This window comes from Streptomyces brevispora, from assembly GCF_007829885.1.
Taxonomy (GTDB): domain Bacteria; phylum Actinomycetota; class Actinomycetes; order Streptomycetales; family Streptomycetaceae; genus Streptomyces; species Streptomyces brevispora.
The window spans coordinates 5,391,183-5,411,644 of record NZ_VIWW01000001.1 but is presented as its reverse complement, the minus strand read 5'-3'; the positions used below and the strand labels follow the sequence as shown (position 1 = coordinate 5,411,644).

The 20,462-nt window shown below is 70.3% G+C and carries 21 protein-coding genes and 1 pseudogene; 12 read left to right on the top strand and 10 right to left on the bottom strand.

Going from position 1 to position 20,462, the window contains the following annotated elements:
* Positions 1–15: 15 nt before the first annotated feature.
* Positions 16–357 carry a hypothetical protein gene (locus FHX80_RS35940; protein WP_167523633.1) on the bottom strand — a complete coding sequence of 114 codons (342 nt, stop codon included), beginning with the start codon at positions 355–357 and terminating at the stop codon, positions 16–18.
* A gap of 55 nt (positions 358–412) precedes the next feature.
* Here FHX80_RS35940 and FHX80_RS25110 point away from each other — a divergent pair, with 55 nt between their 5' ends.
* Entirely contained in the window at positions 413–934 is a 522-nt protein-coding gene (locus FHX80_RS25110) for an NUDIX hydrolase (protein WP_145766264.1), read from the top strand.
* A 94-nt stretch (positions 935–1,028) separates the two neighbouring features.
* On the opposite strand, the gene FHX80_RS25105 is transcribed toward FHX80_RS25110, so the two are convergent.
* Both FHX80_RS25105 and FHX80_RS25095 read right to left on the bottom strand, forming a co-directional pair.
* Complete coding sequence (locus FHX80_RS25105; protein WP_145766263.1) at positions 1,029–1,751, bottom strand: GNAT family N-acetyltransferase; 723 nt, start codon at positions 1,749–1,751, stop codon at positions 1,029–1,031.
* A gap of 437 nt (positions 1,752–2,188) precedes the next feature.
* A complete protein-coding gene (locus FHX80_RS25095; RefSeq protein WP_145766262.1) occupies positions 2,189–2,635 on the bottom strand; it encodes a MarR family winged helix-turn-helix transcriptional regulator in 447 nt (148 codons plus the stop codon).
* Positions 2,636–2,950: 315 nt separating this feature from the next.
* Between FHX80_RS25095 and FHX80_RS25090 the strand changes: the two are divergent.
* Both FHX80_RS25090 and FHX80_RS25085 read left to right on the top strand, forming a co-directional pair.
* Positions 2,951–3,274 (top strand): annotated as a pseudogene (locus FHX80_RS25090) (MFS transporter); the annotation flags it as partial.
* A 109-nt stretch (positions 3,275–3,383) separates the two neighbouring features.
* A complete protein-coding gene (locus FHX80_RS25085) occupies positions 3,384–4,004 on the top strand; it encodes an L-threonylcarbamoyladenylate synthase (RefSeq protein WP_145766261.1) in 621 nt (206 codons plus the stop codon).
* A gap of 21 nt (positions 4,005–4,025) precedes the next feature.
* On the opposite strand, the gene FHX80_RS25080 is transcribed toward FHX80_RS25085, so the two are convergent.
* A complete protein-coding gene (locus FHX80_RS25080; protein ID WP_145766260.1) occupies positions 4,026–4,487 on the bottom strand; it encodes an ATP-binding protein in 462 nt (153 codons plus the stop codon).
* A gap of 153 nt (positions 4,488–4,640) precedes the next feature.
* Between FHX80_RS25080 and FHX80_RS25075 the strand changes: the two genes are divergently transcribed.
* Both FHX80_RS25075 and FHX80_RS25070 read left to right on the top strand, forming a co-directional pair.
* A complete protein-coding gene (locus FHX80_RS25075) occupies positions 4,641–5,456 on the top strand; it encodes a helix-turn-helix domain-containing protein (protein ID WP_145766259.1) in 816 nt (271 codons plus the stop codon).
* Entirely contained in the window at positions 5,453–5,698 is a 246-nt protein-coding gene (locus FHX80_RS25070) for a DUF397 domain-containing protein (RefSeq protein WP_145766258.1), read from the top strand. The genes FHX80_RS25075 and FHX80_RS25070 overlap by 4 nt, the downstream gene beginning before the upstream one ends.
* On the opposite strand, the gene FHX80_RS25065 is transcribed toward FHX80_RS25070, so the two are convergent.
* Positions 5,689–6,243 carry a hypothetical protein gene (locus FHX80_RS25065; protein ID WP_145766257.1) on the bottom strand — a complete coding sequence of 185 codons (555 nt, stop codon included), beginning with the start codon at positions 6,241–6,243 and terminating at the stop codon, positions 5,689–5,691. The genes FHX80_RS25070 and FHX80_RS25065 overlap by 10 nt on opposite strands.
* An 82-nt stretch (positions 6,244–6,325) precedes the next feature.
* Between FHX80_RS25065 and FHX80_RS25060 the strand changes: the two genes are divergently transcribed.
* The 3 genes from FHX80_RS25060 (at position 6,326) to FHX80_RS25045 (ending at position 10,239) form a co-directional block, all read left to right on the top strand.
* Positions 6,326–6,778, top strand: a complete 453-nt coding sequence (locus FHX80_RS25060; protein WP_280118761.1) for an NUDIX hydrolase — start codon at positions 6,326–6,328, stop codon at positions 6,776–6,778.
* Positions 6,779–7,003: 225 nt separating this feature from the next.
* On the top strand, positions 7,004–9,487 hold the full coding sequence (locus tag FHX80_RS25055) for a GTPase-associated protein 1-related protein (RefSeq protein WP_145766256.1): 2,484 nt from the start codon (positions 7,004–7,006) through the stop codon (positions 9,485–9,487).
* 290 nt (positions 9,488–9,777) lie between these two features.
* The gene (locus FHX80_RS25045) at positions 9,778–10,239 is read left to right on the top strand and encodes a hypothetical protein (protein WP_145766255.1); all 462 of its coding nucleotides are present in this window, start codon (positions 9,778–9,780) and stop codon (positions 10,237–10,239) included.
* A 38-nt stretch (positions 10,240–10,277) separates the two neighbouring features.
* Here the strand turns inward: FHX80_RS25045 and msrB are convergent, their stop codons facing one another.
* From msrB to FHX80_RS25025, 4 genes are all read right to left on the bottom strand, one after another.
* A complete protein-coding gene (gene msrB, locus FHX80_RS25040; RefSeq protein WP_145766254.1) occupies positions 10,278–10,682 on the bottom strand; it encodes a peptide-methionine (R)-S-oxide reductase MsrB in 405 nt (134 codons plus the stop codon).
* 10 nt (positions 10,683–10,692) lie between these two features.
* Positions 10,693–12,087, bottom strand: coding sequence for a UDP-N-acetylmuramate--L-alanine ligase (murC, locus tag FHX80_RS25035; protein ID WP_145766253.1), 1,395 nt, complete (start codon positions 12,085–12,087; stop codon positions 10,693–10,695).
* A gap of 41 nt (positions 12,088–12,128) precedes the next feature.
* Positions 12,129–12,581 carry an indole-3-glycerol phosphate synthase gene (locus tag FHX80_RS25030; protein ID WP_145766252.1) on the bottom strand — a complete coding sequence of 151 codons (453 nt, stop codon included), beginning with the start codon at positions 12,579–12,581 and terminating at the stop codon, positions 12,129–12,131.
* A gap of 147 nt (positions 12,582–12,728) precedes the next feature.
* Positions 12,729–13,493, bottom strand: a complete 765-nt coding sequence (locus FHX80_RS25025; RefSeq protein WP_145766251.1) for a pyrimidine reductase family protein — start codon at positions 13,491–13,493, stop codon at positions 12,729–12,731.
* A gap of 57 nt (positions 13,494–13,550) precedes the next feature.
* Here FHX80_RS25025 and zapE point away from each other — a divergent pair, with 57 nt between their 5' ends.
* The 4 genes from zapE (at position 13,551) to FHX80_RS25005 (ending at position 19,910) form a co-directional block, all read left to right on the top strand.
* Positions 13,551–14,642: a cell division protein ZapE gene (zapE, locus tag FHX80_RS25020; RefSeq protein ID WP_145766250.1), complete on the top strand. Its 1,092-nt coding sequence runs from the start codon at positions 13,551–13,553 to the stop codon at positions 14,640–14,642.
* 84 nt (positions 14,643–14,726) lie between these two features.
* Positions 14,727–15,152, top strand: a complete 426-nt coding sequence (locus tag FHX80_RS25015; RefSeq protein WP_145766249.1) for an OsmC family protein — start codon at positions 14,727–14,729, stop codon at positions 15,150–15,152.
* 149 nt (positions 15,153–15,301) lie between these two features.
* Positions 15,302–16,681 carry an alkaline phosphatase PhoX gene (locus FHX80_RS25010; protein ID WP_145766248.1) on the top strand — a complete coding sequence of 460 codons (1,380 nt, stop codon included), beginning with the start codon at positions 15,302–15,304 and terminating at the stop codon, positions 16,679–16,681.
* A gap of 394 nt (positions 16,682–17,075) precedes the next feature.
* Positions 17,076–19,910 carry a SpoIIE family protein phosphatase gene (locus FHX80_RS25005; RefSeq protein ID WP_145766247.1) on the top strand — a complete coding sequence of 945 codons (2,835 nt, stop codon included), beginning with the start codon at positions 17,076–17,078 and terminating at the stop codon, positions 19,908–19,910.
* Positions 19,911–19,926: 16 nt separating this feature from the next.
* On the opposite strand, the gene FHX80_RS25000 is transcribed toward FHX80_RS25005, so the two are convergent.
* Entirely contained in the window at positions 19,927–20,445 is a 519-nt protein-coding gene (locus tag FHX80_RS25000) for a hypothetical protein (RefSeq protein WP_145766246.1), read from the bottom strand.
* Between the last annotated feature and the right edge of the window lie 17 nt (positions 20,446–20,462).

The following is a 20,462-nucleotide window of genomic DNA, read 5'->3' as shown; positions in this document are numbered from 1 at the left end:
TGGGTGGCCCACCGGTCATGTGCGGCGCTCAGCGGGCGTGGCGCTGCGGACAGGACCGGCGGCCCGACCCGGCATGCCCAGGTCGATCGCCCGCGAGCTCCGCTGGTCGATCCGCGCAAGCTTGTCCTCCGCTCCGGCGGGGCTGGTTCGCACACCTTCGATCTCGCCGAGCCGGCCTTCGTGTTCGGCTTCGGCGATTCGGGCGTTGAGGTTGTCGTGGATCTCCTCGAGGCGGGCGCGTTGGGCCGGGTGGCCCGGCGGCGGACGATGAACGCCCTGTGCGCCTCGATCGTCTCGGCCGGGTAGACAGCCTCGTGACGCGTTGCATTCCGTCAGATCTCCTGTGGTGCGGATCACTTACCCGTGGTGCTCGTCGGGCAGCGTTGTCATTGGGGGCTGAGATCGTGCCTCCATGAGTGAACTGGTTGAGCACGTCGATGAGCATGACCGCGTGCTGGGAGTCGTCGACCGAGATGAGGCGGTGCGTGAGAACTGGCCGCATCGCATTGCAACGACGATCTGTCGTGATCGCGAGGGGCGGATCTTGGTGCTGCGGCGGGCCGAGACGTTGTCCCGGTTCCCGGGCTACTACGACGTGATGGTCGGCGGCGCCGTGGACGTGGGCGAGTCGTATGAGCAGGCGGCAGTCCGCGAGCTGACTGAAGAGCTGGGCGTTCGTGTGCCGGTGCGGTTCCTGTTCAAGTTCCTTTGCAGGGCAGGGATTAGTCCCATCTGGTTCGGGGTGCATGAGGCCGTCGTGTCGGAGGCTCTGGTGCCGGACCCGGTTGAGATCGACTGGCAGGACTGGATGACAGTGGACGAACTGCGTGAAGTCGCTGATGAGTGGCTCTTCGTTCCGGGAGGGCGGGAGGCTCTGCGCCGATATCTGGAGTCCGGGTTCGGCAGCGGTGCGGGCGAGCCGGCGGCCGGATGATCGGCGATGCGGGTCGCCGCGGTTCAGGGCTCAGTCGGGCCCCGGCTGACGGTCGGCCCCAACTGGTCGACCTCCGCATGCCGCACTTCACCGATCAGACGATCTCGACGCTCAGCTGGAAGCCCAGTTCTTCGAAGCCCAACGCGGCTGCAACGCGCCGGGAGGCGGGAGGCCGTGCACGCCATTGCGGTAGCAGCCCGGCAGCGAGGGCATGTGCGACCGTCGCTGAACCCGTCACCCGTGCCAGCCCCCGCCCCCGCGCTGCCGGCGCGGTCAGCACGCCGATGTGCGCGGTGCGACTCGGCCAGGCCCGATATCCGGCAGCAGCAACTACCTGACCATGTTCGCGGACCACGAACGCGGGAGACGTGATCTCGTTCAGCGCGGCCTCCCCAGCGTCTCCCTCGCCGACTGCTCTCTCCAGGCGCCGCAGATCCGGGTGGCCGGTCGGCAGTTGCTCCGCCGACAGTGCACCAGATGCGACCGGGCGGAAACCCTCCGGAGACACATACGACAACACCGCCGGTCCCAACGCCCTCGCAACAGGCAGGACAGTCCGGATTGAAGTGCCGTCCACGACACCTTCCACCGACAGTCCCGCCAGTGCGCCGCGCACGATCACTGCGGCGCTCTCAGTCGGCACGGTCACGATCGCCGACTCACCGAGAGCCACCACCCCCAGCCAGCCGGCCGGGCACAGCCCTGACTCCTGGGAGACCACCACGTGCACACCACCCGGCGGCGGGAACGACACCGGTACTCGGGCAAGGTCTTCCCACAGAGCACGAGCTCTGAGTAGCAAAGGGTCTATCGGCATGGCCCGATCCTGTCAGGCGAAGTCAGCGTCTGACCTTACAATTGACCCGCCGGCCAGTCCCGAGGCGCAGGAAGGACACTCGCTCAGGACAGCCACGTCGCGTCGCCGCCGTACCGACCGTTTCAAAATGTGGGCGCGCGTCGCCGCCGTACCGACCGTTTCGAAATGTGGGCGCGCGTCGCCGCCGTACCGACCGTTTCGAAATGTGGGCGCGCGTTGCCGCCTCCCGGCGACAGAGCCCGGCAGTTGCACGGCCGTCGGCTGTGCGGTCAGGGTGCCGCGTCCGTTGTATCGAGCAGTACGCACTGATCGAATTTCATGCAGCCGCACTCCGGGCAGTCCGCGACTGCCTGCCGCAGGGCCTGAGTCTGCGCGATGTGTCGATCGAGTTCGGGCAGCTTGCGCGTAGCGGAAGGGGCCGACCCCGGCCCCGGTGATCAGTCCCGCGGCCAGGGCCGCCCGTCGAGGCGTTCGATGTCGCGGTTGAGCCGGGCGAGGCTGTCCGCGAGCTGGGCCGCCTCCTCGGGGGTCCAGTCGGCCAGCAGCGCGCCGAGGCCGTCCAGATTCTCCGACCGGTCGCGGTCCAGGCGCCGCGTGCCCTCCTCCGTGATGACGAACTTCCGGGCGATGCCGCCGTCCGGGTCGGGAATGCGCTCGACGACACCGGCCCGCAGCATGGCGGCGGTCTGCCGGTTCAGCGTGGAGGCGTCCAGACCGAAGGCGTCCCGGAGGTCACCGATGGACATCGGGCCCTCGACCTGAATGCGGCTGAGGAGAATGTAGGCGCTCCGGTCCAGCCGGCCGTCTCCCCTGGAGGCGAGCAGATTCATATGGCGGCCGAGAAGCATGGTCTCGAACTCGATGCGGTCCACGGGCTTGTCCACGCGAGGCTTCTTTCAACTGCGGGTGCGGGGCTTGCCTCCCCGCCGGGAAGGCCAACTCTCCGTACAGATATACCACGGACTGTATGCATGATGCACTTCGTGTGTATGATCCACATTTAATGTACGGTGCACATCTACTTCATGACGCATCCCGTCATGGCACGGCACAGCTACAGGAGTACCCGTGGACAGAATCCAGCCCACAGCCCGCGCAGGCGGCGTTGTCGGCATCCTCGCCTTCGCGGGCATCGTGGCCGCGATCACGCAGACCCTGGTGGTGCCGCTGATCGCGGAACTCCCAAGGCTGCTCGACACCTGCCGGCGCTCATCATGTCGGCCGTGCCGCAGTCCGAGACCGCCTCGGCCAACAGCTTCAACACGCTGATGCGCTCGATCGGCAGCTCCCTGTCCGCCGCCGTCATCGGTGTCGTGATGGCCCAGATGACCACGGGCTTCGGCGGCCACGTCCTGCCGTCGGCAGGCGGATTCCGCGCCGCCATGCTGATCGGCCGCGGCGTGGGGCTGGCAGCAGCGGTGATCGCCGCCCTCATCCCCGTACGGGCCGCCGCGAAGCCGGAGCCCGTGATCGCCCGGCCCGCAACACGTGAAGTGCCCGAGACGTCCGAGGCCAAGGCCTGACGAGCCCCGGCCGGCCCTCGCCACCCGAACAGGTTGTCCTGTCCCTCCCGGGGCGGGGCAACCTGCTTGCGGGCCGGACCGCCCGCCTCCGCGGCCGTAGACTCGCCGAATGGCGAAGTATTTCGATGTACATCCCGAAAACCCCCAGCGGCGCACCATCAGCACCGTGGCCGACAGCATCCGCTCCGGCGCACTCGTCGCGTATCCGACGGACTCCTGTTACGCGCTGGGATGTCAGCTCGGCAGCCGTGACGGCATCTCCCGCATCCGCGCGATCCGCAACCTCGACGACCGCCATCACTTCACGCTCATGTGCCAGAACTTCTCCCAGCTCGGGCAGTTCGTGCAGATCGACAACGACGTGTTCCGCGCGATCAAGGCGGCGACGCCCGGCCAGTACACCTTCATCCTTCCGGCGACGAAGGAGGTGCCGCGCCAGCTGCTGCACCCGAAGAAGAAGACCGTCGGCGTCCGCATCCCCGACCACGCCGTCGTCCAGGCCCTACTGGCCGAACTCGGCGAGCCGCTGCTCTCCAGCACCCTGCTCCTGCCCGACGAGGAGGAGCCGATGACCCAGGGCTGGGAGATCAAGGAGCGCCTCGACCACGAAGTGGACGTCGTGGTCGACTCCGGCGACTGCGGGACGGAGCCGACCACCGTCATCGACTTCTCCAGCGGCGAGCTGGAGATCGTACGCCGGGGCGCCGGCGACACGTCCCGCTTCGAGTAACCGGTCGGGGCGGGGCCGGATTCAGTACAACAGGTCCAGTTCCACGCCGACCGTCTTCCCCGGTACACGCTCCAGCACCGCCCAACGGTCCGCCAGCGCCTCGACGAGCACCAGACCGTGCCCGCTGCCGGACCCGGGCGGCGGTTTCACGACCTCCCCGGGGCCGGGCGGACGGCACTCGCCCCGGGTGTCGGTGACCTCGATCCGGAGCCTGCCGAGCCGCTCGGGACCTGCGGCGTCCATGCCCAGCAGCAGCTCGAAGTCCCTCCCCGGTACCCGGCCGTGCGTCGCCGCGTTGGCCGCCAGTTCGGCCACCAGCAGCGCGGCAGTGTCGGACATGTCCGAGCGGTACGGGATGCCCCAGACGTTCAGCTGATGAACGGCGAGCCTGCGGGCGAGCCTGGCGCCTCGGGGGGTGGAGCTGAACCGCTGCACGAACAGCCTCTCGGTGCGCGGCCGGTGGGGGGTGATGGATGCTTCCATGCGGGTCAGCCTTGCCGGGCTCGGCCCCTGCGACCAGCCACGCCACTCGTACGCTGGGTCAGCGTACGAGCACAGAGAGTGGACAGTGTCGATAACTATGCGTGACCATGGGCTCGTTGTGGACGGGGAACAGCGCGCGAAAGGTGACCGCACATGGCCGACGAGCCCGAGCCCTCGGACAGCCTCAAGGCCTTCGGCGAGGTGGTCAAGGTCTTACGCAAACGGGCCGGACTCACCCAGGAGGAGTTTGCGCCCTTGGTGCAGTACTCGGTGACGATGGTCGCCTCGATCGAGCAGGGCCGCCGCTTCCCGCCGCCCGCCTTCGTGGAACGGTCGGAGGTGGCCCTCGACGGCATGGGGGTCGTGCGCGCGGCGGCCAAGCATCTGTCGCGGCGGCGCGGGCTGGCGAGCTGGTTCCGCCAGTGGGCGCAGCTGGAGCAGGACGCGATCACCCTCCAGACGTACGAATGCCGTTTGATCCCTGGCCTGTTGCAGACGGAGGCGTACGCTCGGGCGCTGTTCGCCGAGCAGTTGCCGCCGCTGGGCGACGAGCAGATCGAGACCCAGTTGGCGGCGCGACTGGAACGCCAGGAGTTGTTGCGGCAGCGGCCCAACACCGCGTACAGCTTCATCCTCGAAGAACATCTGTTGCTGCGCAGGACCGGTGGCGTGGACGTCACCGTCGGAATGGTCGAACACCTTTTGGAGCTCGTCTCGCTCCGGAACATCGAGATTCAGATCATGCCAGTGATGCGGGAGCACCATGCTGGGTTGGGCGGCCCCATGAGGCTTCTGGAGACCCCCGAGAACCGCTGGTTCGGCTACTGCGAGGGGCAGGAGAGCGGTCAGTTCATCTCCGATCCCAAAGTCGTGAGCATGCTCCAAATGCGATATGCCAGGATGCGTTCGCAGGCTCTCTCCTTGGAGGACTCCTTGAGCCTGTTGCGGCGGATGCGAGGAGCGATATGAGCACCACAGAACTGTCCTGGTTCAAGAGCAGCTACAGCGGCGGCGACGGCGACTCCTGCGTCGAAGTCGCCCTGTCCTGGCACAAGTCGAGCTACAGCAGCGGCTCCGGGGACGACTGTGTAGAGGTCGCCACCTGCCCCACCACCGTCCACATCCGGGACTCCAAGGTCGAAGAGGGCCCCCAACTCGCCCTCTCCCCCACCACCTGGACCCACTTCGTCACGTACGCGGTTCAGGGCTGAGCGCCCGCCCGCCATTTGTCGAACTCCCAGGCCGGGTGGGTGGTGTCCAGGTACGGCAGGTGCTCGTGCCAGTCGGCGGCGGTCAGGGCCGCCGCCGGCCGGACGGTGATGTCTCCCGCTGCATCGACGTCGAAGCCCCAGGAGAAGCCGGTCAGCGGCATCACGTACCGCTGTTCGCGGTCCAGTGGCGTGTGGGCCAGGAAGCTGTGCGCGAGCCAGGCCATGGGCCGGCGTTCGGCCCGTGACGGGGCGTCGAACAGGGTGGGTCGGTAGCCGAAGAAGGCGTACGGGGAGGGCGCGTCCTCGAACAGGATGAACGGGTCCATGTCGAAGTCGGCACCGCCACTGCTGTTGTCCGTCGACCGGACGAACTGGACCCAGCCGAACATGGCCCGATATCCCCTGCCGGGATAGGTCACGGCAGAAGTGCAGCACGGGAAGCCCCGCGTGGCGGGGTGCTTGCCGATCGTCAGCGGATCATCGACCTGTTCGAGGTCCACGGTCACGCTGCCAGGCTCACCGTCGTGGGTGAAGGGAAGGATCATTCCCACACTCTGGCGAGGGCGCGTCGTCGGCCACAAGGGCGAATACTGGTCGCCCGGGGCACGACTTCCCAGGCTGGCGGTTATGCCAACAGACAAAGGCTCGTTCACCGTCAGCGGCGGCGTCGAGGTGCCCGTCCCCCTCCCCGGCACGCTGTGGACCGTCGGTGCGGTCATCCTCAACGAGGACGGCGCGGCATTCGCGCAGAAGCGAAGCCCCGACCGCCGTCTCTTTCCCGACACGTGGGACATCGTGGGCGGCCATGTCGAGGCCGGTGAACCGCTTCTGAACGCGCTGGCCCGGGAGGTCGAGGAGGAGACCGGCTGGCGGCTGCGCCATGTGCGGCGCTTCCTCGGCACCAGCACCTGGACCGGCGACGACGGCGGGGCCTGCGCCACGAGGCGGACTATCTCGTCGAGGTCGAAGGCGACTTGGGCCGGCCCGCCCTGGAGTGGTCCAAGCACTCCGCCTACGGCTGGTTCACCCTTGACGGCCTCGACCGCATCAGGGAGAACCGCGGCCCCGGGGAGTTCCTGATCCACGACCTGATCGCACGGGCCCTTCGGGACCACCGGCCCCGAGGGTGATGTCCCCGCTCGGGCTTCGCGCCGCAAGGGCACGCGGGTCCTTGATAGCGTCGCCCCAGCGACTGCGGAACTCTCCCCGCCGGGGTCGTCGCTCTTCCGGGGCGGCGCTGCCACCACGGGACGGCGGGTGTGGGTGGCAGGGGACATTCATGGCAGGGACGAAGAGAGCCAACGCATGAGCCTCGCGCAGTTGCACTACACCTCCGCAACGTACGGGGACGGTCCGGAAAGCAGCGAGGACGCGGCGATACCCGCCCGTTTCAGCGCAGTTGACGCGGCGATACCCGCGTCGGCGCTGACCGAGGCCGGTCCGCTCCTGGCGTACGAGCCGCCGACCGGCACCCCTCGACAGGTCACGGACAACGCGCTGCGCGCACTCCCCGAATCGTTCAGCTTCAGTGTGCTGTCCGACGGCAGCCATCTGCTGGCCCGGACCGTACCGGTACGCACCCCGCAGCTGTCCTCGCTGCGCTTCCACGCCCACGCGGTCCATCTCCCCGCCGGCACCCGGCTGCCGAGCGGGATACTCCCGATCACCGCCTGCCGGTCGGCCCGCTGGGCCGCCGCGACACCGGCCCGGATACCGGCGGTGGATCCGGTCACCGCGCTCCCCGCCGCCACGGGCCGCACCGGTGAACGTGAGGGGCTCAACGACTTCGCCGTCTCCCGCGGCCCCTGGCTCGCGGGCGTCCTGTCCGACCTGCGCCGGCTGAGCGAGACGGCCGAGCCGTCGAAGGTCGTGATCGTCGAGCGGCAGAGCGTGGACGTGGCCCGATGGCTCGCGCTGGCCGCGGCCGTCCTGCCCCAGGAGAGCACCGAGCGGCTGACCTTCACCACGTACGCCCGGCACCCGCAGCGCGCCCCGCAGCAGATCATCGGCGTGCTGCCGCAGGACGCGCACGAGCTGTCCGGTCCCGGGCTCCGCGTGCACACCTGCACCGGTCCCCGCCCGGAGGGGGCGGTGGACGACCCCTGGGCCGAGACCGTCGCCCGGATCTGGCGAAACCGGGTACCGGAACTGTTCCGGGAGGCGGCCGAGCTGCCCGGGGAGCCGTTCGCCGCCGGGCCGGTGGCCGTGACGGCCCTGTGCGCGGGCATCGCGCTGGGGCCGAACGAGAGGGCCGCCGCCGCGGGCTGGGCCGCCGAGCGGCCCTACGCGCTGGACGCCAAGCGCACCCGGCAACTGGTCGACGCGCTGACCGCGGCAGGGGTCGACGACCGCACCGGGGCCGAGTTCGACGCCGCGGGTCGGCTGTTCGCCGCGCTGGACGGCCGCTCCCCCGCGACCACCACGACCCCACTGGCCGCGATGCTGGTCACCGAAGCGGTACGCGGCGGGAACGGCTCCGTGGAGCTGCCCGGCCGCACGGCCTTCAGCGGTCCGGAGGGCGCGGCCGTCGCCGCCGTGCTCGGCCCGGAGATCCTGACCGAGCTGAGCGGCGCGGGCGTCGGGCTGGACGTGGCCCGGACCGTGCAGTTGCTGCGGGTGGCCCGGCTGCTCGGCGTGGACTGCGCGGAGCTGCTGCCCGGCCTCGTACGGCGGCTGGCGCCCGCCCTCCTCACGGACGCGCGGGACACGGACGCGCGGGACACGGACGCGCAGGACGCACCCGGCTGGGCGCCCGCGCTGCTGGAGCTGATGGACGAGCAGTTCGACGTCCGTACGGCGCTGCTCGGCGCACTGGACCGGATCGCGCCGGATGACCCCTCCGGGGCGGAGCGGCTGTTGGGCCGGGTGGCGCTGCCGTTCACCGGCACGCAGTCGCTGCCGCACCTGCGGATGTGCGCGGAGGCGCCCGAGGCCAAGGCGGGCTGCGGCGCCGACCGGGTGGGCGCGGTGCAGCGGGTGCTGCGGGCCGCCGGAATGTCGCCGTTCGCCGAGCCGCTGGTGCTGCGGACGGCGGTGGGCCTGGTGTGGGAGGCCGGTCCCCCGACGGTGGGCGAGGCCCGGCTGCTGCTGGACGCCGCGACCTCGGACGCGCACCGGACGGCCGGCACCTGGTCGCACCTGGTCGCCGCGGCGCTGAACGCCCCCGCCGACGACGAGGCCGCGTCCGAGCTCGCCCATGACCTGCTGCGCGGCTTCCCGCAGGAGATCGGGGGGCGGGCGCGCGGGGCCCTGCTGCTCCTGGAGTTCGCCCGCGAGCTGCGGTCGGGGTCGGCGGCGCCGGACTGGGCGGAACGGGTCCGCGCGCTGCGGCCGGGCGCCGAGCCGGTGGAGCCGGAGGTGCTCGGCCACGCGTTCGGCGCCCTGGCCGGGCGGCTGCTCGCCCCGGACGGCCCGGAGGCGGAGCTGTACGCCCTCGCGCACAGCGGCGACGCGGACCTCATCGCCGCGTACGACCGGGCCGCGCACGGCCCCGACGTCCGGGCGAGGCTGGAGGCCGACCCCGGCTACGCGGCCGGCTGCTTCGCCGTGTGGACGGCCCACCCGCACGCGGGAGCCGAGTGGAGCCGGACCACCGCCGCCCTGCTGGAGGAGGTGCTGCGCCCCGCGGTGCGTGCGCTGTCCGCCGACGGGGTGGCGGCCGTGGAGGAGGCCGTCGGGCGCTCGGGCAGCAGCGGCCGGGCCGAGGCCTTCCGCGACTGGAACCGCCGGGGCCAGGGCACCCTCGGCCGGCTGGGCAGGCGGCTCGCGGGCCGCGTCCGGCGCGGCTGACGTCCGCCGGACGCCGGGATCCCGTGTGTCACGGGCGCCTCACCGCGCCCGGTAACCTGGGGTCTACCGATCTCGTGGGCCTCCTGGGGCCCGTCGTCACACTGCCGTCTGCCGCGCGGCGTCCGGCACGCACGCTCGCGGCGTTGCCGAAATGCCCTGGTAGCTCCGCTACGAGACCATTCCGGTGCCTTGCGATCGCACGCACCAGATGCCGCACGGCCGCCCTCCGGGCGACGACGGCCGTGTGACGACGGGCCCCAGCAGGCTGCGTGAACCCCAGGAGGAACAAGATGACGACGAACCGTGGGCGCAAGGACGTGATCCGGGACCGGATGGCCGCGACCGGTGAGTCGTACAACGTGGCCGCCCGCAATCTCAAGGCGATGAAGGACATGGGCGCCACCCGTGAGGCCGTCGTCACCCAGCGCTGGCGCCCGGTCGACTCCCTCGACCTGCCGTGCCCGTGCGGCGGCACGTGCGAGCCCGGCGACATGTGCGAGCAGTGCCACGCCCAGCACCGGCACGTGGCGCGGTATCCGGGAAGTGCCACCGAGGTGGAGACCTGGGTCGACCGCTACGAGTGCACCGGCTGCCCGGCCTCGTACACGCTGCTCGTCGAGCTGCCGGGGCGGCCCTGGGGTGTGGCGGAGACGGTGATCCAGGGCGGTTCGGCCGAGGAGGTCGTGCGGGCCCGGGTCTTCCCCGGTGTGGTGCACCCGCTGCTGAAGCCCGAGACGCCGGAGGAGGACTGACGCAGGCGCGTCAGTCCTCCTCGGGCCGGGCCCCGGCGTCAGGCGTCGGGGGTCAGCCGCAGTGAGATCGAGTTGATGCAGTACCGCTGGTCCGTCGGGGTCGGGTAGCCCTCGCCCTCGAAGACATGGCCCAGGTGCGAGCCGCAGCGGGCGCAGCGGACCTCGGTACGGACCATGCCGTGGGTGCGGTCCTGGATCAGTTCGACCGCGTCGGAGTCCTTCGGGTCGTAGAAGGACGGCCAGCCGCAGTGCGACTCGAATTTGGTGTCGGAGCGGAACAGCTCCGCGTCACAGGCGCGGCAGGAGTAGACGCCCGTCGTCTTGGTGTCGGTGTACTCGCCGACGAAGGCGGGCTCGGTGCCGGCCTTGCGCAGCACCGCGTACTCGGCGGGCGACAGCTCCGCCCGCCACTCCTCGTCCGGCTTGTCGATGTCGTACGGCACGATGGCTCCCTCAGCTCGACAGGTGGTCCAGGATCTGCGGGCCGAGGTCCGTGACGTCGCCCGCCCCCATGGTGAGAACGAGATCGCCGGGCTTCGCCATTCCCGCGATGACCTCGGGGACCGTCGCCTTGTCGTGGACGGCGGTGACATCGGCGCCGGCCGCCTGCGCCGCGTCGATGATCAGGGTGCTGGTGATGCCGGGGATCGGGTCCTCGCGGGCCGGGTAGATGTCCAGCACCACGGAGGCGTCGGCCAGCGCGAGGGCCTGGCCCATCTCGGTGCCGAGCTCCTGGGTGCGGGAGAAGAGGTGGGGCTGGAAGACGACCAGGAGGCGGGCGTCGGAGGCGGCGCCGCGCATCGCTTCGAGGTCGGCGGTCATCTCGGTGGGGTGGTGCGCGTAGCTGTCGATGACCTGGACGCCGGCCGCCTCGCCCTTGAGCTGGAGGCGGCGCTTGACCCCGGTGTACTTACCGAGGGCCGAGGCGAGGTTGTGCGCCGGGATGCCGAGGGCGACACCGGCGGCGAGGGCGGCCACCGCGTTGAGCGCGTAGTGGCGGCCGGGCACGGAGACGGTGAAGGTGAGGTACTTCCCGTTCAGCACGACCGTGACCTCGCTGGTCAGACCGCGCTGGGTGATCTTGTGGACGCGTACGTCGGCGGACGCGGACTCGCCGTAGGTGACGACCTTGAGTGCGGACAGGTCGCGCACCCGTCGGGTCAGCTCGACGGCGCCGGCCTGGTCGGCGGAGACGACCAGGGTGCCGTCGGGGACGACCTTGCCGACGAAGGTCTCGAAGGAGTCGTAGATCTCGTCCATCGAGGCGTAGTTCGCGTGGTGGTCCAGCTCCACGTTGAGGACGATCGCGACCTCGGGGTCGTACTTGTGGAAGCTCCGGTCGCTCTCGTCCGCCTCGGCGACGAAGATCGCGCCCTCGCCGTGCGTGGCGTTGGTGCCGGGTCCCGCCAGGTCGCCGCCGATCGCGTACGAGGGGTCCAGGCCCAGCTCGGTCAGGGCGACGGCCAGCATCGACGTGGTGGTCGTCTTGCCGTGGGTGCCCGCGACGGCGATGGGCCGCAGGCCCTCCATCAGCGAGGCGAGCGCGTCGGAGCGGTGCACGACGGGGATCGCGAGATCGCCGGCGCGCACCAGCTCCGGGTTGTCGGCGCGAATGGCACTGGAGACGACCACGCAGGTGGCGTCGTCCGCCAGATGTCCGGCGGTGTGCCCGATGTGGACGGTCGCCCCGAGCGCGCGCAGGGCATCGGCCGTGGCGGACTCCTTGGAGTCGCTGCCCGCGACCTTCGCACCGCGCCTGGTGAGGATCTTCGCGATGCCCGACATTCCGGCGCCGCCGATGCCGATGAAGTGCGGCCGTTCCATGGCGGAAGGAATACCGGGTGCCATGCGTGTGTCTCCCAGGGTGGGTGCGGGTGAGGCCTCCCAGCCTATTCGCTGTGCGCGAAGAGCTTGAGCACCGGTACGCCGACCTTGTGCCGGGCGCGGGACGCCCAGTCCCGGTGGAAGAACTCCTCGACGTAGTGCGGCGCGGTCAGCACGATGACCTCGTCGGCCTCCGCCTCCTCGACCACGGACGTGAGCTTGTCCAAAGGGTGGGCCTCGATCACCTGTCCGACGGCTTCGGAGCCCGCCTGCCGCAAGGCCTCCAGGGACACTTCGAGCGCGAGTTCGGCGGATTCCCTGGCGTTCTTGCCCTCCGGTTCCTGGCTCTCGCGGGCCGCTTCCTTCAGTTCGCCCATCGCCAGGTCGTCGATGGCCCGCAACAGCACATCCGCCTGGTCGCCACGCGGCTGCATCAGCACGACGAAGGAGATCTGCTCCTCCCCGTGCAGGGTGGTGACGAACTCGACGTCCTCGGAGGTGAGGGGCTTCTCGATCATCAAAACGCTGGTGAACACCACAGACGCCCTTCTGCTTCAGTGACCGCCGCCGGCCACTGCTGAAACCATCCTTCCCCGTGCTCGCACGGGGTCCGCGATCCATTCTGCCCACCGAACGCAAACCGGAACGGAATATTCCGCTGATTGTCAGATTCGACGGTATCGAGAGAAGAGGAACCCGGCCTCTTCCAGCACCGACGCCAGGGCGAATCGTTCCGGCACGGCGACCGACGGACCGCCCGCGATCCGCTGGGCGTCTCCGGCGGTCAGCATCGGTGCCAGGGTCAGACACATCTCGTCCAGCACGCCCGCCGCCACGAACTGGCCGAGCAGCCGGGGCCCGCCCTCCGTCAGCAGCCGCCGGTGACCGCGGTCGGCCAGCTCCCGTACGGCCCTGGCGGGGTCCACCCGGGACCCCTCCCCCGCGATCACGACCTCCGCGCCCGCCCTGCGGGCCGCCGCGATCCGGTCGGGGGGCGCGCCCGCGCCGGTCAGCAGGAGTGTCGGGACCAACGGGGAGACGAAGAGCGGGAGCGAGAAGTCCAGATCCAGGCTGCCGCTCACCACCGCAACCGCCGGGGCGGGCCCCTGACCGGCCGCCGCCCGCCGGGCCGCGAAGGCCTCCCGGGCGCGGGCGGGCCGGTACCCCTCCAGCCGTACCGTCTCCGCACCCGCCACGACCACGTCGGCCAGACCGCGCAGGGTGCCGAAGATCCGCATGTCGCTCGCGCACGAGATCGGCTGCGAGCGGCCGTCGTGCTGGGCCGCCCCGTCGAGCGTCGACACCATGTTGGCGCGCAGCCAGGAGCCGTCCGTATCGGGGTAGGCGTAGGCGTCGGCGAGAGCGTCCAGGCTCCACTCGCCTCGGTCGTCGGCCGCTGTCAGATCGGTCACAGGGAACAGGCGTCGCATGTTCCGCAGTCTGGCACGGCCGCGACGACCTCTCCCGCGGCCGTAAACTTGACCCCTGTGTCGTCCTCCACCGCCGTGCCGGGGCCCAGCCCCATAGCCGAAACGGCCCCGCTGTCCCTGTGCGCCCTCGAACCGCGCGTCCCCGCCGACCGGCTGGTCGCCGAGATGGTGCCGCCGCCGCGCTTCGACTCGGTGCGCTTCGATACGTACGTCCCCGACCCGAACCAGCCGAGCCAGATCGAGGCGGTCAAGGTCCTCGGCGACTTCGCCGCCGGGCTCGGCGGGGCGCACGCCAGCGGGTCCGGGAAGCGCAAGTGGTTCGGGAAGAAGGCCCAGGCCCCCAGCGCGCCGCGCGGGGTCTACCTCGACGGCGGCTACGGCGTCGGCAAGACCCATCTGCTCGCCTCGCTCTGGCACGCCACGCCCGCCGCGCCCTCCCTGAAGGCCTTCGGCACCTTCGTCGAGCTGACCAACCTGGTGGGCGCGCTCGGCTTCCAGCAGACCGTGCGGACGCTGAGCGGGCACCGGCTGCTGTGCATCGACGAGTTCGAACTCGACGACCCGGGCGACACGGTGCTGGTCTCCTCGCTGCTGAGCCGGCTGGTCGAGGCGGGGGTGGCGCTCGCCGCGACGTCCAACACGCTGCCGGGCAAGCTCGGCGAGGGCCGGTTCGCGTCGGCCGACTTCCTGCGGGAGATCCAGGGGCTGTCCGCGCACTTCCGCTCGCTGCGCATCGACGGCGAGGACTACCGGCACCGCGGTCTGCCCGAGGCCCCGCCGCCGTACTCCGAGGAGCAGGTCACCAGGGCCGCGTACGAGACCGAGGGCGCCAGCCTGGACGACTTCCCCGCGCTGCTCGACCATCTGGCCCGCGTCCATCCGAGCCGGTACGGCGCGCTGACGGACGGTCTGCGGGCCGTGTGCCTCACCGAGGTGCAGCCGGTGGCCGACCAGTCGACCGCTCTGCGGCTCGTGGTGCTCGCGGACCGGCTGTACGACCGGGAGGTGCCGGTACTCGCCTCCGGGCTGCCGTTCGACCGGCTGTTCAGCGAGGAAATGCTGAACGGCGGGTACCGGAAGAAGTACTTCAGGGCAATCTCCCGGCTGACGGCGCTGGCGCGCGACGCAAAGGGACTGGTGGCGCAGTAGGTTCGGGGGGTGTGACACCGGCGGGCACAACGGAGTGCCCCGCCACTCCCGTACAACCGCGCATTCCGTTCGAAGGGATCCAGCATGGCTACCACGCGTCAGGCGCACACGGTCTGGGAAGGCAACCTGATCGAGGGCAAGGGCGTCGTCACCCTCGATTCCTCGGGGATCGGGGAGTACCCCGTCTCCTGGCCGTCCCGCGCGGAGAAGGCGAACGGCAAGACCAGCCCGGAGGAGCTCATCGCCGCGGCCCACTCCAGCTGCTTCTCGATGGCGCTGTCCAACGGTCTGACCACGGCCGGCAACCCGCCCACCCGCCTGAACACCCAGGCCGAGGTCACTTTCCAGCCGGGCACCGGCATCACCGGGATCCACCTCACCGTCGAGGGCGAGGTGCCCGGTCTCGACGAGGCGGGCTTCGTCAAGGCGGCCGAGGACGCGAAGGCGAACTGCCCGGTCAGCCAGGCTCTGACGGGCACGACGATCACGCTCACCGCGTCGCTCGCCTGAGTCCCGCACCGGGCCGTACGCGGCCCGGGACGCGTGTGGAAGACGCATGAGACACGTATGAGGCCGGTGGCCCGCATGGTTCCCGCGCGGTGAGACGCGTGGTACACACATGCGGGTCACTGTTCCTGTCCCCCACAGGAAGTTGCCTCATGTCATCCGCAGCAGCACAACAGCCCGCGACCCGACGTCAGGTCCTGGCAGGCACCGGCGCGGCAGTCGCCACGGTCGCCTTCGCCGGAGTGTTCACCGAACTCTTCGCGGGTACCGCCGCCGCCCGCGGGCACGCCGGCTACGGCCCGCTGGTGCCCGACCCCGACGGACTGCTCGATCTGCCGAAGGGTTTCCGCTACCGGGTACTGTCCCGCGAGGGCGACCCGCTCCGCTCCGGCGAGGGGCCGGTCCCCAGCAACTGCGACGGCATGGCCGCGTTCGCCGGCCCGCGCGGCCGCGTCCGGCTGGTGCGCAACCACGAGAACCGGGTCACCGCGAACATCGCCGTCCCGACCGTCGAGGGCCTCACCTACGACCCGATGGGCAAGGGCGGCTGCACGGCCCTGGAGCTCGACGGCGACAACCGCGTACTCGGCGAACGCGTCGCGATCGCCGGTACGGCGGTGAACTGCGCGGGCGGGCGCACCCCTTGGGACACCTGGCTGACCTGCGAGGAGACCGAGGACAAGGCCGGCACCAACGGCTACACCAAGGACCACGGCTACATCTTCGAGGTGGACGGCGCCGACCCGCGCCGCACCGGAGCCGTACCGCTGACCGCGATGGGCCGCTTCCAGCACGAGGCGATCGCGATCGATCCGCACAACGGCGTCGTGTACGAGACCGAGGACGCGTTCGAGAAACCGTTCGGGCTCTTCTACCGCTTCCTGCCCAGGAAACCGCTCGGCGGCACCGGTTCCCTCAGGGCCGGCGGCCGACTGGAGGCCATGCGGGTGCCGGGCGTCCCCGACCTCTCCGCCGTCCAGGAGACGGGGACGAGCTTCGAGGGCATCGAGTGGGTCCCCGTGCCGGATCCGCAGGCTGCCGAGACCCCCGTCCGGTTCCAGGACTTCGGGCCGAAGGGCATCACCCATGCCCAGAAGCTGGAGGGCTGCTACTGGGGTGGTTCGTGCGTCTACTTCGTCTCCAGCTTCGCGCACAGCTCCGAGGGATCGGCGGCCGACCACTTCGGCCAGGTCTGGCGGTACGAGCCGCAGCGGCGCCGGCTGACGCTGGTCATCGTCTTCGGACCGGGTACGGACATCCACCTGCCGGGCGAGTCCCCGGACAACATCTGTCTGGCCTCCGACGGCGGCCTGATGGTGTGCGAGGACGGCGGCGGCGCCCAGCACGTGTTCGGCCTGACCAGGCGCGGTGAGGTGTACCCGATGGCGCGCGGCAGGCAGAACATCGGAACGCCCGAGGAGCCGGAGTGGGGCGAGTTCGCCGGCGTCACGTTCGCACCGGACTACGCGACGATGTTCATGAACTGCTACACCCCTGGGACGACGTTCGCGGTCACCGGGCCGTGGCGCTGACCGGCTGAGCGCGGAGGCGGCGGGTCCGCTTCACCACCCGGACGATCGCCGAAGCCGACGACGACGCCGTCGCCCAACTTCCCTAAGGCGCCTGGGGCTTCAGCCTGCAGTCTCCGGTGCCCGGCCTCCGGTCTCCGGTCTCCGGTCTTCAGCAGGACGGCAGCCCTGACCCGAACCACCCGCCGCACACGGAACGGCCCGCCGCGGCGGTGCCTTCGGAGTGGTCCGGCCCCCGTGCCGGACCACTCGCGCGGCAAGCACATCCGTATGGCGCCGAAGGGACCGCACCACGAAGGGCGGGGCGGTCAGGTGCGGCCTGCGATCCCCATGTGGAAGTGATCTTCAAGACCTACTCCGCACACCCCATTCTGCCGAAAAAGCATAGAATTGCCCCGTGGATTCACGTTTGGTGCTACTTGACTCCGTGGAAAGAGGTGCCACGGAGAGCGAGGTGCTTCGGCTGGCACTCGTGCACGCGGTGGCCGAGCTGGATGGCCTGGGCGGGATGGTGCATGTGCGTGGGCCGATGTCCGCGCTGCGACTGGTGTCAGCGGCCGGGCTGCCCACCGGCCTCGTCCGTCCGTGGGAGATCCTTGACCAGGAGGGCCCGCAGGCTCCGGCCCTGGCCGTGCGTCGGGGCTCAGGCGTATGGGTGCCCCAAGTCCACAACGATGCCGGCACCGCCCGCGTGCGAGCGCCGGGCGCATGGCCCGGTACGGGTCTGGCTGCCGAGCCGCTGTCGGGCGCGGAGCGTCCGGTAGGCGCACTCACCGTCGTGACCGGCGCCACAGGAGAACCCACGGAGAAGCAGTGGCGCTTTCTGACGGCAGTGGCCACCTGGGCGAACGAACGAATGGTCCAGGCCCCGCCACCTGCCCGCCCCACCCAGGAGGAGGCCGGCGGCAGCGGGACGCGACGAGCGCTGCAGGCCGTCCAGGTGGGCACATGGGACTGGAACATCCGCACCGGCGAGCTGGCCTGGGACGAGGTGGCGATGGCCGTTTACGGCACCGATCCGGCCGACTTCGTGCCCCGGGTCGAGAGCTGGATGAAGATTATCCACCCCGACGACCTGCCCTGGACGCTCGCTGCTGTCGAGAAGGCCCTTCACAGCCGCAGTGTGTTCGAAGCCGAATACCGGGTGAGACGCCGCGACGGCAGCTACGGCTGGACCCAGGCCCGCGCCACGGTCATGCTCGACGGCGAGGGCGAGCCCATCCGGATGATTGGAACGGCATGGGACAGCACCGAACCCCGTTCCGTTCGTGACACGCTCAGCCGCGCTCTGCGCCACATGAGTGACGGCTTTCTCTCCGCCGACGACCATTGGCGGATCACCTTCGTCAACCTGGAGGCGGAGAGCCTGCTCGGCTCATCCGACGAAGAGCTGTTCGGCCGCGTGCTGTGGACGCTGCCGTCGGTACGACAGATCGCCGGTATGGAGGAAGGCTGTCGCAAAGCCGCCGCGGAGGCTACGCCCGTGGACTTCGACGTGCAGATCGCGGCCACCGGGCGCTGCTACCACCTGCGGCAGGTCCCGGTGCCCGACGGTGTCACCCTGTACTTCACCGATGTCACCGACCAGCGCAGGCACGAGGCCGAGAAGGCTGCCGCCGAGAGCTCCGCGGCCGAGCGCGCCGCTCGTATCGCGGAGCTGACCGCGGCACTCGCCACGGCAACGACGTCACGAGACGTGGTCGAAGCGGTCGCCCAGCGGGTGCTGCCCCCGTTTCGCGCCGCCGGGTTGCTGGTCCAAGCCGTTGAGGGCGACCGTGTGTGGAACGTCGGAGCCGTCGGCTACCCGTTGGCCTTCCTGGACCATGTCGACGGCCGTTCGCAGAGAGTGGGGGACCCGGGCTGGGAGGCGATCTCGACCAAGGAACCGCTGTTCGTCTCCTCGGCCGAGGAGTACGTGACGAGATACCCCGGCACAGCCGACCACCCACGGATGAACGGCAAGCAGTCCTGGGCGTTCCTGCCGCTGACCGCCTCCGGGCGCACCTTCGCCGTTTGCGTGATCGCCTTCGACCGGCCTCGCCATTTCACCGGCGAGGAACGAACCCTGCTCACAGCGATCAGCGCCCTGGTCGCCCACGCACTGGAACGCGCAAGGCTGTACGACGCCGAGCGCACCCGCTCCCGGAAGCTGCAGCAAGCATTGCTGCCGCGGCGGCTGCCCGATGTGGCGGAGTGCACCGCCGCCGCTCGCTACCTGTCGGCCGGTCAGGGCGTGGACATCGGCGGCGACTGGTACGACGTCATCCCGCTCTCCTCCGGCAGGGTGGCGCTCGTCGTCGGCGATGTGGTGGGTCACGGGCTTGCCGAGGCGGTCACAATGGGGCGGTTGCGCACCGCCGTTCACACCCTGGCCGGGCTGGAGCTGCCCCCCGGCGAGATCATGAGTCATCTCAACGACATCGTCAACGGTCTCGACTTGTACGCCACTTGCCTCTACACCATCTACGACTCCACCACCGGCATCTGCTCCATCACCAGTGCCGGGCATCCTCCACCGGCACTGGTTCACCCCGACGGCACCGTGCACTTCCCGGACCAGGCGCCGAACCCGCCCCTGGGCGCGGCGGAACCGCCGTTCGAGACCTTCGAGCTGTCGGTGCCACAGGAAAGCCTCTTCGTTCTGTACACCGACGGCCTGGTCGAATCGTCCGAGCGCCAGATCGACCGGGGAATGGCACGGCTCGCGCAGCTGCTGCGCACGACGGACGGTGAGGATCTGGAGCAGCTCTGCGACGCCCTCGTCGCCGGACTGTTTCCGGCCGGGCACACCACCCGTGACGACGTCGCCCTCCTCGTCGCCCGCGTCCACGCGCTCGACTCCGGCCGGATGGCTTCCTGGTCGCTCCCGGAGGACCCCCAGGCAGCGGGACAAGCTCGCAGGCACGTCCGGGACCAGCTGTCCGCGTGGCGGCTGGACGACCTCGCGATGACCACGGAACTGCTGGCCAGCGAGTTGGTCGGCAACGTGGTACGCCACGGGAGGGGCCCGGTTCGGCTGCGGCTGCTCCGCGGTGCCGACCTGGTCTGCGAAGTCTCCGACGGCAGTCTGACCATGCCCCGTATCCGCCACTCCTCGGAGACCGACGAGGGCGGCCGCGGGCTGCAACTCGTCGCCGCACTCTCCCAGAGGTGGGGCACCCGCTACACCGCGGCCGGCAAGTGCATCTGGACCGTGCAGTCACTGCACAACTCCGACAGCCCGGAGCCGTAGGCGAGGTCCAGGACCGCTACTTCGTCACGGAACTGACCGGGCTGAACACCCACGACGGCCGGCCGAAATGAGCAAGGGCGGGCACGACCAACAACGCATGCTGCCCTGCTGCCCTCTCTTGGGCAATGCCAGCACACGTGCCCGCACTCTCAGGCACTGTTCGCCCCGTTGAGTCCTTCGTTGCCGGTCGGTCCGCAGCACCCCGTGTTGTTCTCCCGGGAGATTGCAGCACATGGATGACGCATTCACACTCATTCGGCAGGCCCGCACCAGAGGTGAACTCGTTGGCGAGCCCTGGCGGGTTGGCGGCCTCGGTCTGCCGGGCGATCGCCTCGTAGTACTCCAGCTTGTGGACGATCACCGGCCCGGTTCGGCCGACCGTTCCTTCGATGACGCCGGTCGCATGGAGGGTTCGAGCGAGCTGGCAGCAGGTCTGGTTGAAGCGGGCCTCGATCTGCGCGGCGAGTGGCCCGATGACTGAATCCCAGTCGGCGGGGTCGGTCGGCTCGTCGTACCAAAGTCCGAGGTCGCTCATCCACTCCTGGCGAGCTG

Coding starts and splice junctions, on each gene's coding strand:
- FHX80_RS25110 (WP_145766264.1), top strand. CDS start 413: ATGAGTGAACTGGTTGAGCACGTCGATGAGCATGACCGCGTGCTGGGA.
- FHX80_RS25105 (WP_145766263.1), bottom strand. CDS start 1,751: ATGCCGATAGACCCTTTGCTACTCAGAGCTCGTGCTCTGTGGGAAGAC.
- FHX80_RS25085 (WP_145766261.1), top strand. CDS start 3,384: ATGGCGAAGTATTTCGATGTACATCCCGAAAACCCCCAGCGGCGCACC.
- FHX80_RS25080 (WP_145766260.1), bottom strand. CDS start 4,487: ATGGAAGCATCCATCACCCCCCACCGGCCGCGCACCGAGAGGCTGTTC.
- FHX80_RS25075 (WP_145766259.1), top strand. CDS start 4,641: ATGGCCGACGAGCCCGAGCCCTCGGACAGCCTCAAGGCCTTCGGCGAG.
- FHX80_RS25070 (WP_145766258.1), top strand. CDS start 5,453: ATGAGCACCACAGAACTGTCCTGGTTCAAGAGCAGCTACAGCGGCGGC.
- FHX80_RS25065 (WP_145766257.1), bottom strand. CDS start 6,243: ATGATCCTTCCCTTCACCCACGACGGTGAGCCTGGCAGCGTGACCGTG.
- FHX80_RS25060 (WP_280118761.1), top strand. CDS start 6,326: ATGCCAACAGACAAAGGCTCGTTCACCGTCAGCGGCGGCGTCGAGGTG.
- FHX80_RS25055 (WP_145766256.1), top strand. CDS start 7,004: ATGAGCCTCGCGCAGTTGCACTACACCTCCGCAACGTACGGGGACGGT.
- FHX80_RS25045 (WP_145766255.1), top strand. CDS start 9,778: ATGACGACGAACCGTGGGCGCAAGGACGTGATCCGGGACCGGATGGCC.
- murC (WP_145766253.1), bottom strand. CDS start 12,087: ATGGCACCCGGTATTCCTTCCGCCATGGAACGGCCGCACTTCATCGGC.
- FHX80_RS25030 (WP_145766252.1), bottom strand. CDS start 12,581: ATGATCGAGAAGCCCCTCACCTCCGAGGACGTCGAGTTCGTCACCACC.
- FHX80_RS25025 (WP_145766251.1), bottom strand. CDS start 13,493: ATGCGACGCCTGTTCCCTGTGACCGATCTGACAGCGGCCGACGACCGA.
- FHX80_RS25015 (WP_145766249.1), top strand. CDS start 14,727: ATGGCTACCACGCGTCAGGCGCACACGGTCTGGGAAGGCAACCTGATC.
- FHX80_RS25010 (WP_145766248.1), top strand. CDS start 15,302: ATGTCATCCGCAGCAGCACAACAGCCCGCGACCCGACGTCAGGTCCTG.
- FHX80_RS25000 (WP_145766246.1), bottom strand. CDS start 20,445: ATGAGCGACCTCGGACTTTGGTACGACGAGCCGACCGACCCCGCCGAC.